At 62.9% G+C, this 13,038-nt stretch carries 17 protein-coding genes; 10 read left to right on the top strand and 7 right to left on the bottom strand.

Translation table 11 applies throughout. The annotated features are described in order from the left end of the window. Positions 1–11: 11 nt before the first annotated feature. On the bottom strand, positions 12–998 hold the full coding sequence (locus N7650_RS08400) for an NAD(P)/FAD-dependent oxidoreductase (RefSeq protein ID WP_009405936.1): 987 nt from the start codon (positions 996–998) through the stop codon (positions 12–14). Between the two features lie 191 nt (positions 999–1,189). Between N7650_RS08400 and N7650_RS08395 the strand changes: the two genes are divergently transcribed. Together N7650_RS08395 and hemH are read left to right on the top strand one after the other, a co-directional pair. After that, positions 1,190–2,092: a TIGR01777 family oxidoreductase gene (locus N7650_RS08395; RefSeq protein WP_037062077.1), complete on the top strand. Its 903-nt coding sequence runs from the start codon at positions 1,190–1,192 to the stop codon at positions 2,090–2,092. A 12-nt stretch (positions 2,093–2,104) separates the two neighbouring features. Beyond that, a complete protein-coding gene (gene hemH / locus N7650_RS08390; RefSeq protein WP_279897832.1) occupies positions 2,105–3,118 on the top strand; it encodes a ferrochelatase in 1,014 nt (337 codons plus the stop codon). A gap of 62 nt (positions 3,119–3,180) precedes the next feature. On the opposite strand, the gene N7650_RS08385 is transcribed toward hemH, so the two are convergent. Both N7650_RS08385 and upp read right to left on the bottom strand, forming a co-directional pair. Continuing rightward, a complete protein-coding gene (locus tag N7650_RS08385) occupies positions 3,181–4,455 on the bottom strand; it encodes a uracil-xanthine permease family protein (protein ID WP_009405930.1) in 1,275 nt (424 codons plus the stop codon). 2 nt (positions 4,456–4,457) lie between these two features. Further along, the gene (upp, locus tag N7650_RS08380; RefSeq protein WP_009405928.1) at positions 4,458–5,096 is read right to left on the bottom strand and encodes a uracil phosphoribosyltransferase; all 639 of its coding nucleotides are present in this window, start codon (positions 5,094–5,096) and stop codon (positions 4,458–4,460) included. 165 nt (positions 5,097–5,261) lie between these two features. Here upp and N7650_RS08375 point away from each other — a divergent pair, with 165 nt between their 5' ends. The 4 genes from N7650_RS08375 (at position 5,262) to N7650_RS08360 (ending at position 7,184) form a co-directional block, all read left to right on the top strand. Beyond that, positions 5,262–5,819, top strand: a complete 558-nt coding sequence (locus N7650_RS08375; RefSeq protein WP_009405927.1) for a hypoxanthine-guanine phosphoribosyltransferase — start codon at positions 5,262–5,264, stop codon at positions 5,817–5,819. A 4-nt stretch (positions 5,820–5,823) separates the two neighbouring features. Continuing rightward, complete coding sequence (locus N7650_RS08370) at positions 5,824–6,297, top strand: WbuC family cupin fold metalloprotein (RefSeq protein WP_279897827.1); 474 nt, start codon at positions 5,824–5,826, stop codon at positions 6,295–6,297. A 67-nt stretch (positions 6,298–6,364) separates the two neighbouring features. Continuing rightward, positions 6,365–6,832 (top strand): hypothetical protein, encoded by a 468-nt coding sequence (locus N7650_RS08365; protein WP_279897825.1) that lies wholly within the window; start codon positions 6,365–6,367, stop codon positions 6,830–6,832. A 61-nt stretch (positions 6,833–6,893) separates the two neighbouring features. Continuing rightward, the gene (locus tag N7650_RS08360; RefSeq protein ID WP_009405919.1) at positions 6,894–7,184 is read left to right on the top strand and encodes a PA4642 family protein; all 291 of its coding nucleotides are present in this window, start codon (positions 6,894–6,896) and stop codon (positions 7,182–7,184) included. 173 nt (positions 7,185–7,357) lie between these two features. Here the strand turns inward: N7650_RS08360 and mqo are convergent, their stop codons facing one another. Together mqo and N7650_RS08350 are read right to left on the bottom strand one after the other, a co-directional pair. Then, a complete protein-coding gene (gene mqo, locus N7650_RS08355; RefSeq protein WP_009405917.1) occupies positions 7,358–8,863 on the bottom strand; it encodes a malate dehydrogenase (quinone) in 1,506 nt (501 codons plus the stop codon). A gap of 603 nt (positions 8,864–9,466) precedes the next feature. Continuing rightward, positions 9,467–9,700, bottom strand: coding sequence for a hypothetical protein (locus tag N7650_RS08350; RefSeq protein WP_009405914.1), 234 nt, complete (start codon positions 9,698–9,700; stop codon positions 9,467–9,469). A 171-nt stretch (positions 9,701–9,871) separates the two neighbouring features. Here N7650_RS08350 and N7650_RS08345 point away from each other — a divergent pair, with 171 nt between their 5' ends. Continuing rightward, a complete protein-coding gene (locus N7650_RS08345; protein WP_009405912.1) occupies positions 9,872–10,456 on the top strand; it encodes a YajG family lipoprotein in 585 nt (194 codons plus the stop codon). Positions 10,457–10,598: 142 nt separating this feature from the next. Here the strand turns inward: N7650_RS08345 and N7650_RS08340 are convergent, their stop codons facing one another. After that, positions 10,599–10,805 carry a hypothetical protein gene (locus tag N7650_RS08340; protein WP_009405910.1) on the bottom strand — a complete coding sequence of 69 codons (207 nt, stop codon included), beginning with the start codon at positions 10,803–10,805 and terminating at the stop codon, positions 10,599–10,601. A gap of 158 nt (positions 10,806–10,963) precedes the next feature. Here N7650_RS08340 and N7650_RS08335 point away from each other — a divergent pair, with 158 nt between their 5' ends. Then, the gene (locus N7650_RS08335; RefSeq protein WP_009405908.1) at positions 10,964–11,224 is read left to right on the top strand and encodes a hypothetical protein; all 261 of its coding nucleotides are present in this window, start codon (positions 10,964–10,966) and stop codon (positions 11,222–11,224) included. A 90-nt stretch (positions 11,225–11,314) separates the two neighbouring features. On the opposite strand, the gene N7650_RS08330 is transcribed toward N7650_RS08335, so the two are convergent. Beyond that, positions 11,315–12,481: a 1-acyl-sn-glycerol-3-phosphate acyltransferase gene (locus N7650_RS08330; protein ID WP_064303619.1), complete on the bottom strand. Its 1,167-nt coding sequence runs from the start codon at positions 12,479–12,481 to the stop codon at positions 11,315–11,317. 107 nt (positions 12,482–12,588) lie between these two features. On the opposite strand from N7650_RS08330, the gene N7650_RS08325 reads away from it, so the two are divergent. Both N7650_RS08325 and N7650_RS08320 read left to right on the top strand, forming a co-directional pair. Beyond that, positions 12,589–12,771 carry a CPXCG motif-containing cysteine-rich protein gene (locus tag N7650_RS08325; protein ID WP_009405904.1) on the top strand — a complete coding sequence of 61 codons (183 nt, stop codon included), beginning with the start codon at positions 12,589–12,591 and terminating at the stop codon, positions 12,769–12,771. Beyond that, entirely contained in the window at positions 12,771–13,031 is a 261-nt protein-coding gene (locus tag N7650_RS08320; RefSeq protein ID WP_009405902.1) for a DUF2007 domain-containing protein, read from the top strand. The genes N7650_RS08325 and N7650_RS08320 overlap by 1 nt, the downstream gene beginning before the upstream one ends. The last annotated feature ends 7 nt before the right edge of the window (positions 13,032–13,038 follow it).

Genomic DNA, 13,038 nt, shown 5'->3' with positions numbered 1-13,038 from the left:
GCCCTCGCGGTTTACTCCAGGTGTTCGATCAGCCGACGCGCCGCTTCCTGGCCGCTGAGCCAGGCCCCCTCGACCCGACCGGACAGGCACCAGTCGCCGCACGCATATAGGCCTTGGTCGGCATCGGCCAGCACGCCCCATTCATGGCTGCCGGCGGGACGGGCGTACAGCCAGCGGTGCGCCAGGGTGAAGCTCGGGGCGGGCACGGCGCAGCCGACCAGTTCGGCGAAGTCGCCCAGCAACTGCTCGATCACGGCCTCCTTGTGCAGGTCGATGTGCTGCTTGCTCCAGCTCGAAGTGGCATGCAGGACCCAGGTGTCGAGGTGCTCGTCGCGGCCCGGCTTGCTGCGGTTGCGCGCCAGCCAGTCGAGGGCGCAACCCTGGACGAAGCAGCCTTGCATCGGCGTATCGAGCGGCGTGTCGAAGCCGAGGGCGATGGCCCAGGTCGGCTCCATCTGCACGCCTGCCACGACAGCGGCGAGTTTCGGCGTGGCTGCCAGCAACGGCGTGGCCTGGGGGGCGGGAACGGCAACGATGACCCGGCTGAACGGGCCATGGCTGCAGCCGTCGGTGTCCTGCAGGTGCCAGTAGTGCTTGCCGCGAAACACTTCGCTGATACGGCAACTGAAGTTCACCGTGACATCCTTGAGCAGGCCACGGGTGATCGCACTCATGCGCGGCACGCCGACCCAGCGCGTCTGTTCGTCGGGGGACGGGGTCAACTGGCCGTCGCGATAGTTGTACAGCTGCGGTTTCCACTCGGCGACCCAGCCCTTGTCCTGCCAGTGCTGGACCTGCTCGACGAAGCGCCGGTCGCGCGCGGTGAAGTATTGCGCGCCGAGGTCCAGCGCGCCGGCGTCGCTGCGCTTGCTGGCCATGCGCCCGCCGCTGCCGTGGCCCTTGTCGAACAGGTGAACGGCCAGCCCCTGCTTCTGCAATGCCTGCGCTGCGGAGAGTCCGGCGATGCCGGCACCGATGATGGCGATAGGTACAGTCATGATGGCCTCTTCGAACCCGTGATGTGTACGGACAGCCTCGCTGTCAATAAAACCTGTACAACCCTGGCATTGTGTATAAGATTAACCGGCTCGTTACAACAGGTTGGCCTATGTTTATCCCAGAGTGAACGGTCAAAAAAGTGCCTTGCTCTTAAAAATAGACCAGCCCACGCCACAGAGAGGACACGGCCATGAATATATTGCTGACCGGCGGTACAGGCCTTATTGGACAGCGGTTGTGTCGTCATTGGCAGGATCAGGGGCACACCCTGACCGTCTGGAGCCGGCGCCCCGATGAGGTTGGAAAGCTTTGTGGCGCAGGAGTTCGGGGCATTGGCCAATTACCCGACTACGGCGACGGGACGCTGGATGCGGTGGTCAACCTGGCCGGTGCACCGATTGCCGATCGCCCTTGGACCGCGGCCCGGCGCGCACAGCTGTGGGGAAGCCGGATCACCCTGACCGAGCACCTGCTCACCTGGCTCGAGCGGCGACAGCAGCGACCGTCGGTGCTGCTGTCGGGCTCGGCGGTGGGCTGGTATGGCGACGGTGGCGAACGCGAGCTGACCGAAGCGTCGCGACCGGTGAAGGAAGACTTCGCCAGCCAATTGTGCATCGCCTGGGAAGAAACCGCCCTGCGTGCCGAGGCCCTGGGCATTCGCGTGGCATTGCTCAGGACCGGGCTGGTGCTGTCCGCCGAGGGCGGCTTTTTGTCGCGCCTGCGCCTGCCGTTCAAGCTCGGGCTGGGCGGGCCTATCGGTGATGGTCGGCAATGGATGCCATGGATCCATATGGACGACGAAATCGCCCTGATCGATTTTCTCTTGCAGCACGAGGACGCCAGCGGTCCTTATAATGCCTGCGCTCCGGAGCCGGTGCGCAATCGCGAGTTCGCCCGGCGCCTGGGGCGGGCGCTGCATCGTCCGGCCTTCATGCCGTTGCCGGCGCTGGTGCTCAAGGCCGGGCTGGGCGAGTTGTCCACGCTGCTGCTCGGCGGCCAGCGGGCCCGGCCGGTCCGGGCGCTGGCGGCGGGTTTCACCTTCCGTTTCAACGATGTGCAATCGGCGCTGGACGACTTGTCTGCGCGCCTCTGAAAAGGATGTTGCATGACCGATCATGCTCTGCTGCTGGTCAACCTGGGTTCACCGGCGTCCACTTCCGTCGCCGATGTGCGCCGTTATCTCAACCAGTTCCTGATGGACCCGTATGTCATCGACCTGCCGTGGCCGGTTCGGCGTCTGCTGGTGTCGCTGATCCTGATCAAGCGCCCGGAACAGTCGGCCCACGCCTATGCCTCCATCTGGTGGCCGGAGGGTTCGCCGTTGGTGGTGCTGACCCGGCGCCTGCAGGAGGCGATGCGTCCTCATTGGCGTCATGGCCTGGTTGAAATCGCCATGCGCTACGGCGAGCCGGCGCTGCCGACGGTCCTGCATCGCCTTGCCGCCCAGGGCGTGCGCAAGGTGACCCTGGCGCCGCTTTATCCGCAGTTCGCCGACAGCACGGTGACGACCGTGGTGGAGCAGGCCAGGGCCACCATCCGCGAGCAGAAACTGCCGCTGGAGATGCGCGAGTTGCGTCCGTTCTATGACCAGCCCGAGTACATCGATGCGCTGGTCGCCAGTGCCAGGCCGTACCTGCAACAGGCGTTCGACCACCTGTTGCTGAGTTTCCATGGCCTGCCGGAACGGCATCTGAAAAAAGTCGATCCTACCGGCAATCACTGCCTGCAGAATGCCGACTGCTGTCGCAACGCCTCGGCCGAGACCCTTGCCGTCTGTTACCGTGCCCAGTGCTTGCGCACCGCCGAGGCGTTCGCCCGGCAGATGGGCCTGCCGGACGGCAAATGGTCGGTATCGTTCCAGTCGCGCCTGGGCAGGGCCAAGTGGATCGAGCCTTACACCGAAACGCGCCTTGATGAGCTGGCCAAGGGCGGAACCAGGAAGCTGCTGGTGATGTGCCCGGCCTTCGTCGCCGATTGCATCGAGACCCTGGAGGAGATCGGTGACCGCGGCCGCGAGCAGTTCATCGAGGCGGGCGGCGAGGAGCTTACCCTGGTGCCGTGCCTCAATGACCATCCGCAATGGATCGAGGCCCTGACCACGCTCTGCGAGCGGGCCTGACCTGAAACGAAGAAGGGGCTGCATATGCAGCCCCTTCTTCGTTTAACGGAGGATCAACCGGCTCACGGCAGGTGATCGTCCATCACTTTCTTTTTCCAGCTATCGTTGCCCGGCAGCAGCAGGTTCAGGCCGATGGCCACGATGGCGCACAGGGCGATGCCCTTCAGGCCCCAGTCGTCCGGGCCGTCGCCGCTGCCGACCAGCACGCCGCCGATACCGAACACCAGGGTCACCGAGACGATCACCAGGTTGCGTGCTTCGCTCAGGTCGATCTTGTGGCGGATCATGGTATTCATGCCCACCGCCGCGATGGAGCCGAACAGCAGGCAGAGGATCCCGCCCATCACCGGTACCGGGATGCTTTGCAACAGCGCACCGAACTTGCCGATGAAGGCCAGGACGATGGCGAAGATCGCCGCCCAGGTCATGATCTTCGGGTTGTAGTTCTTGGTCAGCATCACCGCGCCGGTGACTTCGGCGTAGGTGGTGTTGGGCGGGCCGCCGAACAGGCCGGCAGTGGTGGTGGCGATGCCGTCGCCCAGCAGCGTGCGATGCAGGCCCGGGGTCTTCAGGTAATCGCGACCGGTCACGCTGCCCACTGCGATCACTCCGCCGATATGCTCGATCGCCGGAGCCAGGGCGACCGGGACGATGAACAGGATGGCCTGCCAATTGAACGCCGGGGCGGTGAACTTCGGCAGTTCCAGCCAAGGCGCCGCGGCGATCCTGGCCACATCGACCACGCCAAAGGCGAAGGACAGCGCGAAGCCCACCAGCACGCCGGCGATGATCGGCACCAGGCGGAAGATGCCCTTGCCGAACACGGCGACGATGAGGGTGGTCAGCAGCGCTGGCATGGAAATCATCATCGCCGTGCTGTACGGCATCAGGACGCTGCCGTCACCGGCCTTGCCCATGGCCATGTTCGCCGCGATCGGCGCCATGGCCAGGCCGATGGCGATGATCACCGGGCCGATCACCACCGGCGGCAGCAGGCGGTCGATGAAACCGGTGCCCTTGATCTTCACCGCTAGGCCCAGGAAGGTGTAGACGAAGCCGGCGGCCATCACCCCGCCCATGGTCTCGGCCAGGCCGAACTGGCCCTTGGCGAGGATGATCGGGGTAATGAAGGCGAAGCTGGAGGCGAGGAACACCGGGACCTGACGGCCGGTCACCACCTGGAACAGGATGGTTCCCAGGCCTGCGGTGAACAGTGCCACGTTCGGGTCCAGGCCGGTGATCAGCGGCATCAGCACCAGGGCGCCGAAGGCCACGAAGAGCATCTGCGCGCCCGAGACGATCTGCCGCCACAGCGGGTCGTTGAACTCGTCCTGCATGCTCAGGCGTCCTTCTGCTTGGTACCGAAGATCTTGTCGCCGGCGTCGCCCAGGCCGGGAATGATGTAGCCGTCTTCGTTCAGGCGCTGGTCGATCGAAGCCGTGAAGAGTTGTACGTCGGGGTGGGCTTTTTCCACCACGGCGATGCCTTCCGGCGCCGCGACCAGGACCATCGCACGGATGTCCTTGCAGCCGGCGCGCTTGAGCAGGTCGATGGTGGCGACCATGGAACCGCCGGTGGCCAGCATCGGGTCGATGATCAGGGCCAGGCGCTGGTCGATTTCCGGCGCGAGTTTTTCCAGGTAGGTGTGCGCTTCGAGGGTTTCCTCGTTGCGTGCCACGCCCACGGCGCTGACCTTGGCGCCCGGGATCAGGCTCAGCACGCCGTCGAGCATGCCGATGCCGGCGCGCAGGATCGGAACCACGGTGATCTTCTTGCCGGCGATCTTCTCGGCCTGGACCTTGCCGCACCAGCCATCGATTTCATAGCTTTCCAGGGGCAGGTCCTGGGTGGCCTCGTAGGTCAGGAGCGCGCCGACTTCCTGGGCGAGTTCGCGAAAGTTCTTGGTGCTGATATCAGCGCGGCGCATCAGGCCGAGCTTGTGGCGGATCAGCGGATGGCGGATCTCACGGATGGGCATAGGGGAGGGCTCCGGAATGCGGGCAAAAAAACCGCGCTAGATTAATCTATTCGTCCACGTGCTCCTATAGGCATACAGGACGTTAGTCCATAAATGCTTGATCTGGTGCGTGTGGATGCGTACCTTTGCCCGCTTTTCCAAAACCTGACCACCTGGAGAGCATTCATGTCCGCTGATCTCGAGCACATCCGCCAAGTCATGCGGGAAGCCGACTGCCTGCACAGCGAAGCCGAAGTCGAAGCGGCGATCGTCCGCGTCGGTGTGGAAATCAGCGAAAAGCTCGCCGAGAGCAATCCGGTGGTGTTCTGCGTGATGAATGGCGGCCTGATCTTCGCTGGCAAACTGCTGACCCAGCTGCAATTCCCGCTGGAAGCCTCGTACCTGCACGCCACCCGCTACCGCAACCAGACCAGCGGCGGCGACCTGTTCTGGAAGGCCAAGCCGGAAGTCTCGTTCATCGACCGCGACGTGCTGATCATCGACGACATCCTCGACGAAGGTCATACCCTCAGCGCGATTCTTGATTTCTGCCGCCATGCCGGGGCGCGCAACGTCTATACGGCGGTATTGATCGACAAGGACCATGAGCGCAAGGCCAGCCCTGGCCTGAAGGCCGATTTCACCGGGCTGAGCTGCGTCGATCGCTACGTCTTCGGGTATGGTATGGATTACAAAGGCTACTGGCGCAACGCCAATGGCATCTATGCCGTCAAAGGACTCTGAAACCGTGAGCAACACCCAGTTCCTCGATCAAACGCTGTTTGCCGATGTCGCGCAGAAGGCCGGGCAGAGCCCACGCGGACGTCAGCACCATAATTTCCATGCAATGGAAGATCCGTGCCACCGGATGGCGGTCGGCCTGCAGCCCGAAACCTACATCCCGCCACATCGCCACCAGGCGCTGGACAAGGCGGAAACCCTGATCGTGCTCAAGGGCAAGCTGGGCCTGTTGATTTTCGACGAGGCGGGCACGGCCATCGACAAGCGTATCCTGGAGCCGGGTGGGAACTGCCTGGGCGTCGACCTGCCGCCGGGGATTTTCCATGGCCTGGTGGTGCTCGAACGCGACAGCGTGATGTTCGAGTGCAAGGCCGGGCCTTATCGTCCGGTGGCCGACGGCGACATGGCGCCTTGGGCGCCGCGGGAAGGCGAGCCGGAAGTGGCAGCCTATCAAGCCTGGATGCTTGCGCAGTTCGATTGACCCACAAGGGCCCCGCCGGGGCCCTTTTGCCATGCTAGAGTGCCAGGCCGCCTTTAAGGAGCCTGTCATGCGTGCGATCCTCCCGCTTCTCCTGTTCCTAGCTCTTCCTGTTGCTGCTGCACCGATGCATGGCCAATTCCTGCCGCCGGATGAACTGGCCGTACGCCAGGATGCTCCGGAAAGCCAGCAACTGTTGCAGGTCACCAGCTATTCGGTGGTGGTGGGCAACCAGCGCCAGTCCAGCCAGCAGCCGTTGCCGATCACCTCGTCGCTGACCATGCGCCTCAAGGGCAAGCCGCTGAACCAGGGCGCCAGCATCAGCCAGGTGGTCATCAGCTTCGACGGCGAGGGCAAGAGCCTGCGCAAACCGGCCTACGACAGCATAACCCGCACCCTGACCCTCAACTATGCGCCGGCGCAGTACCAGGTGATCCTCGACCTGCTGCGCAACGACATCGTCTACGTCCAGTTCCTCAGCTACGCCAACGGGCATATCTGGGCCGACCTGCATACCGGAACCCTTCGCACGCGCTGAGCGGCGGGGTACACTCCCGGCCCATTGGAAAATGTCCTTGATGGTTCAGTTGGAGTCGGTAATGCGTAAAGACAAGAAGCAGGTGATTGGCGACGAGATCAGCGACGACTACGTCAAATCCTTCCTCCAGTACGAGCCGGCCGAGGGCCAGGGCTCCCCTTCGCATCACAAGCTGATCAAGGGCTACCGCGGCATGCGCATCGACGACTTCGAGCGCTTCGTCGGTTTCTTCGTCGAGGCAGGTTATGACCTGGACGGCAAGGACGAGCACGGCAAGACCTTCGTCGAGGTAATCGCCGACCAGCGCAATGCGCCGGAATATATCGAGATCATCGACAAGGCCCGGGGTTGATCTCCAGGGGCCTGAATTTGTGGTGTGGCTGATGGCCTCATCGCTGGCAAGCCAGCTCCCACAGGTCCGGCGGAGCACTCGATCACTGTGGGAGCTGGCTTGCCAGCGATGAAGTTTCCATGAATCCCAGGCATGAAAAAACGCCCAGATGGGCGTTTTTTCATGGGAGCAGATCAGGCGTAGCTAGGCGCCGGACTGCTTTCGACCAGGCCCAGGGCCTCGTCGTTGTAGGCCGCGACCTTGTGGTACAGCTCGGCGTCGGCCGCCAGGACTTTCTCCCGGGCGGGGAAGATTTCCTTGAGCTTCTCGGCCCAGGCACCCTTGGCCTTGTCGGCGAAGCAGCGCTCGATCAGTTCCAGCATGATCGACACGGTCACCGAGGCGCCTGGCGAAGCACCCAGCAGCGCGGCGAGCGAGCCGTCCTGTGCAGCCACCAGTTCGGTACCGAACTGCAGGATGCCGCCTTTCTTCGGGTCCTTCTTGATGATCTGCACGCGCTGGCCAGCCACTTCCAGGCGCCAGTCCTCGGCTTTCGCTTCCGGATAGAAGCGGCGCAGGGAGTCCAGGCGCTGTTCCATCGACTGCATCACTTCACTGACCAGGTACTTGGTCAGGTCCATGTTGTCGCGGGCTACGGCCAGCATCGGGCCGATGTTGCCCATGCGCACCGACAGCGGCAGGTCGAGGAACGAGCCGTGTTTGAGGAACTTGGTGGTGAAGCCGGCGTATGGGCCGAACAGCAGGGATTTCTTGCCATCGACAACGCGGGTATCGAGGTGTGGTACCGACATTGGCGGAGCGCCCACGGCGGCCTGGCTGTAGACCTTGGCCTGGTGCTGCTTGACGATTTCCGGATTGTCGCAACGCAGCCACTGGCCGCTGACCGGGAAGCCACCGAAGCCCTTGCTTTCCGGGATGCCCGACATCTGCAGCAGCGGCAGGGCCGCGCCACCGGCGCCGAGGAACACGAAGCGGGCATCGACGTCACGGCTGCTGCCGCTGTTCACGTCCTTGACGGTGACAGTCCAGCCGCTGCCGTTACGGCGCAGGCCGGTAACCTTCTTGGAATACTTGACCTGCGCGTCCGCAGCGTTGCCCAGGTGCTTGAGCAGCTTGTTGGTCAGGGCGCCGAAGTTGACGTCGGTGCCTTTCATGACGCGGGTCGCGGCGATCTTCTGGTCCGCCGGGCGGCCCGGCATCATCAGCGGCATCCAGTCCTTCATCACCGCATGGTCTTCGGTGTATTCCATTTCGGCGAAGGCGTGGTGCTGCTTGAGCAACTCGTAGCGCTTCTTGAGGAAGGCCATGCCTTTCTCACCCTCGACGTAGCTCAGGTGCGGCACGGGGTTGATGAACGCCCGCGGCGAGCTGAACGCGCCTTTCTTGCTCAGGTAGGCCCAGAATTGCCGGGAAACCTCGAACTGGGTGTTGATGTGCACCGCTTTCTTGATGTCGATGCTGCCGTCGGCAGCCTGAGGCGTGTAGTTCAGTTCACACAGCCCGGCATGGCCGGTACCGGCGTTGTTCCACGGATTGGAACTTTCCGCGGCACCCGAATCCATCAACTCGACGACTTCCAGCCTGATCGCCGGGTCGAGTTCCTTGAGCAGCACGGCCAGGGTGGCACTCATGATGCCCGCGCCCACCAGTACTACATCGACTGCTTCGTTCTGCGCCATTAACGCATCTCCAAAATCATCAGCACCTAATTGACAGCATAGGACCCCGGACCCGCCGGAATGCCCTATCCGCTACTTCACAGTTTTTCCAACGTTCACGGACACTGCCAACCGGGCTCTCTACGTTGCATATGAACGCATCCAGCGGCCGGTTCGGCAATTCGACTTATGGTCGAGGTGCCCGTCGTGCGCTGTGGACCGGCCTCAGTCGTTCACCTCGGATGAGGGCCGATACCCACTGCCTGAAGCTGCCAGGGGTACTGATGATGCTTTTGCACATACCAGACTGTTCATGCTCGCCACACTCTTGTGAAGTTGTGAAAACCCGTTTTTTCACGCTCTTTTGGAGTCGTGAACCTCAAAAAGGAGCCGTGCAGGGCAGGCTCGTCAGGTTCAGTGCAGAGCGTGGAGGGCCAAAAAGCGGGCACACCGGCTGCGCAAGACCTGTGTGAACGGCTCTCTGTGGGCGATCTTGGGAATGCCGATGCATGACATTGGCGGTGTTGCGGGGCCCGATCAGGAGACGTCCTTATAATCGGGGGCAGATTATAACGATGTCGCGGGCAGAAATGGCCTTTATTGCAGACTTTTCTTGCGCGCCCGTCAGGCGGCCAGCGTGCGCTGCAGCAGATTGCCACGACGACGCTGCACCAACCGGGCGCTGGCGGGCAGGGGGCGGTTCAGCCAGCACAGCGCGGGCTCGTTGACTTCGACCCAGCCGGCGCCGACGGGCGGCAGCTCGCAGCACTTGAATGCCTGGCACAGGCCACTGGCATCGAGGCGGGCGAAGTGGCGTTGTGGCTGGCGCTTGAAGAGCAGGGACCAGAAGCTGTTCATGGCGAAGTACCTTGTGGGGACTGGCGCAAGGATAAGCCGGTGATGATGAAGTACGTATGACAGCGGAATCCGTGGATGAAAGAAGGGTCTTACCCTGCAGGGATCCGATGACTGGCGCCGCGGGCGCTGGGTATACTGGCGCCCTTTGTCGCCATTCCAGGAGAGATGAGCATGTTGCAACGTTTGTTGTTCGGTTTGATCGCTGTGACCAGCCTGACCCTGGTGGGTTGTGCCCATAGTCCGCAACAACTCAGCCCGCAACCGAAACTCACCGCCCAGCTCGCTCCCGTCGGCCATGGCCAGCCGGTGGTGGTGCGGGTTGTCGATGGGCGTGGCACCCAGACCCTCGGCACCCGCGGCGGCCTGTACCCGGAAACCAGCGCCATCACCGTGACCGGCAATGATGTACTGCCCAAACTGCAGGCCCAGGCCGAAGCTGCCGTGCGTCTGCTCGGCTTCACTCCGACGCCGAATGCCTACAATGCGCCGCAGCTGACCGTGACCCTGGCGGAACTGAAATACCAGTCGCCGAAAGAGGGCATGTACGTCACCGAAGCGACCATCGGCGCCACCTTCAAGGCCGACGTGAACAACGCCAACCGTCGTTACAGCGGCCGTTACGGTGCGTCTCTGGATCAGCGCTTCGGCATGGCGCCGAACCAGGAAACCAATACCAAGCTGGTCAGTGACGTGCTCAGCGATGCGCTGACCCGCCTGTTCAAGGACCCGACCATCGGTCAGGTGCTGGGCGAGTAAGCCTTACCGCAGAAATGCAAAAGCCCGCGTCCTGTTATCAGGGCGCGGGCTTTTTATTGCGGCTTGTGCGGCCCCTGTGGGTGCTGGCTTGCCAGCGATTACCGCTATCGCTGGCAAGCCAGCTCCCACATGGTCGGTGTCGTCAGGCTGCCTCGACGTAGAAATCGAGCACGCTGATGCCGGTCTGACTGTCGATCTCCGGCAAATGCTCGTGCTGGTGGCCGCCCAGCGCGCAATAGACCAGCCATTGGCGGTCCTGGACATTGAAGGCCAAACCGTCGATCAGCGCTTCCTGCTCCTCGCTCTGGGCAATCAGATAGAGGCGATCCTGGTTTTCGGCGTGCAGCATGACAAGCTCCTGTGCGTTGCGAGTGCGACAGGGTGGCCCGGGATCATGACGAGCGTATGACGGTGTCGGTCATTTGGTCGCAAAGCACGAGCGCGAGCCGGGCGCTTGGGTAGAATGCGCGCGTTCCGATGCAATCGTGGTCATTTCGAGGTAAGGCGATGTCGCTGCAAATGCTCTGGGGGCTGTTCGTTGCCCACCCGGCCAAACTCATCAACCTGTTTGCCCTTGTGCTCACCTGCCCGGCGGGTCTGCTCCTGCACGGAGCCCGCCGCCGCGCGGCGCGGGCCATGAACAGCCTGCCCGCGGGTGAAGCGGCGATCGACCTGCTGACCCAGCGGGTCAATCGCTTCCACTACAGCATGGGCTTTGCCTTTCTGGCGATGGCCCTGCTGTTGTCGTGGGTCAGTACCTGGATCTGAGCCTTTGAGGGCCTCATCGCTGGCAAGCCAGCTCCCACAGTGCTGATGAACCTGTGGGAGCTGGCTTGCCAGCGATGAGGCCCTGACGCCTTACAAAGGCAACCCGGCCTTGACCCGATACTGATTGCGCACCGGCATCGCATACTGCAACACCAGGTATGGCCGGTGCTCTTCAGGGCAAGCCTCAAGCCGCCGTTGCCACTCCGCCTGGGCCTTGGCCAGCTCTTCGGCACCGAACACCTCGTTGGCCTTCGGTACCTGCAATTGCGGATCCGCGTCCGCCCATTGCGCATACGCCAGGTAGTGCACCGGGAACAACCGGTAGCCGCCGAGAATCTGCCTGTCGATATGCGCCGCCAGTTGCTTGGTGTCCTCGAACAGCGCAGTCACCGGCGCGTTGAAGTTGATATGCACGCGGCCCTTGTAGCCGGTGATGCCCAGGCCGATGCTCAGGTCGTCCTCGCCCGGCGCCTTGGTGTAGGTACCGGTGGTCGCGCGGATATACAGCTCGCGGGCCTTGGCCTGGTCGCACGGGTCGTATTCATAGCTGATCGACACCGGGCTCAGGTTCAACGACTGGATCACCTCGCCGAACGGCTCGTCCTTGCGGCTCATGTGGAACATCTTGAGGATCGCCGAATCGGTACGGTCGTCGCCGTCCTTGGCCCGACCCTCGGCCTGGGCGATCCAGATCGACGCACCGTCGTTGCGGATCGAGTGGTTGATGTAGGCCGAAAGCAACTGGTAGGCCGCCAGCTTCTCGCGCCGGCCGCTGATGGAGCGGTGCACGATGAAGCTCTTGTTCAGGCGCATCATGTCGCTGACGAACGGCTTCTGCAGCAGGTTGTCGCCGATGGCGATGCGCGGGGTCGGCAGGCCGGCGTGGTACACGGCGTAGTTGACGAAGGCCGGGTCCATGACGATGTCACGGTGGTTGGCCAGGAACAGATAGGCGGTGCCCGACTTGAACTGCTCGACGCCGGTGTAGGTAACACCGTCGGTGGCCCGTTCGATGGTGTGATCGACGTAGAACTCGACCTTGTCCTGCAGGGTTGCGACGCACTTCACCCCGGCGAACTCCTTGCGCAGGCGCCGGGCGATCAGCGGCTTGAGCAGCCAGCCGAAGCCATTGGCCATCCGCGGAAAGCGGAACCGGGTCAGGATATCGAGGAATGCCGGATCGCTGAGCAGGCGTGCCAGAACGGCAGGGACTTCAGCGTCGTCATAGGGTCGGATGGCATCGAATTCGCCCATCATGCTCTCTTGTTGTGAAACGACTAGGGTAAAGGGTAGGGCTGCGCCGCAAATCCGGGCTCGGGGCGCAGGACCGGCAATTATACGCATAAGTAACCGCGGAGGCCGCGATGCTCGAAACTGCGATCTACGATTGTCCCTATTGCGGTGAAGAAGTGGAAACCACCGTCGACCTCTCGGGCGGCGACCAGCAGTACATTGAAGATTGCCAGGTCTGCTGCAAGCCGGTCCTTTTCATCCTGCAGGTGCACGGTGACGAATGGATGCTCGACGTGAAAGCCGAGAATGATTGATGCAGCGAATCTACGATCCGGAAAACCTGTTGGAAGCCGAAGTCCTGCTGGGCATGCTCGGCAACGAAGGCGTGGATGCCCATCTGGTCGGCCGCGACCTGATGGGCGGTATAGGCGAGCTGCCGTTGCAGGGCTTGCTCGGCCTTGCCGTGCCGGATGACCAGGCCGAGTACGCACGGCAACTGATCGCCGCGTACAATGCTGCCCAGCCGCTTCCTGGCGACGAGCCGGAGAGTTTCCCCGGAATCCTGATTTGCTAGGTTTTGC

Source organism: Pseudomonas sp. GD04058 (genome assembly GCF_029836855.1).
GTDB classification, from domain to species: domain Bacteria; phylum Pseudomonadota; class Gammaproteobacteria; order Pseudomonadales; family Pseudomonadaceae; genus Aquipseudomonas; species Aquipseudomonas bharatica.
Note: the sequence above shows the minus strand (reverse complement) of the source record. Positions and strands in the feature narration are given on the sequence as shown.